Origin of the sequence: Halobellus sp. Atlit-38R (assembly GCF_003665925.1) — an archaeon.
Taxonomy (GTDB): domain Archaea; phylum Halobacteriota; class Halobacteria; order Halobacteriales; family Haloferacaceae; genus Haloquadratum; species Haloquadratum inordinatus.
In genome coordinates, this window is the sequence record NZ_QXIJ01000355.1 from 1 (window position 1) to 448 (window position 448).

Genomic DNA, 448 nt, shown 5'->3' on the forward strand with positions numbered 1-448 from the left:
CCTCGTGCCAGAACGTCTCGCCCGCGTTCATCACCATCAGGTGGTCGGCGTCGGTGACGAGGTCGTTGCCGTCTTGGTCGCCGTGGCGCATCACGCCGGCGGGCACCCACGAGATGATTTCTTCGTCGCGGTGGGGATGCATCGCGATGTGGGTGTCGGGGTCCATGAACGACTCGACGATGGTCGCGAGCGGGCCGTAGCCGTGGTCCGCGTGGTCCGGGAGGGCGCGACCGGGGAAGTTGAAGTAGGTCCGGAACTTCCCCTGATTCTGGGAGACGTCGGTTCGCTCCGCCTTGTAGAGCTTCGTCTCGGAGCCGACTTTCATTACGTGCGCACCTACGCGTCGAATCTATATACCTTCTCGGCGACGTGACCGAAAGCAGGTGACATCGGTGTCACTGGACTCGGAAATCGAGAGCGTTGACGACTGGCCGGCCGCGAGTCGTCG

At 63.4% G+C, this 448-nt stretch carries 1 protein-coding gene; it reads right to left on the reverse strand.

The window, feature by feature from the left end:
• Window positions 1–325, reverse strand: a 325-nt coding sequence (locus D3D02_RS19800) for a pirin family protein (RefSeq protein ID WP_199723239.1), incomplete at its 3' end; no start/stop codon positions are given.
• Window positions 326–448: the final 123 nt, after the last annotated feature.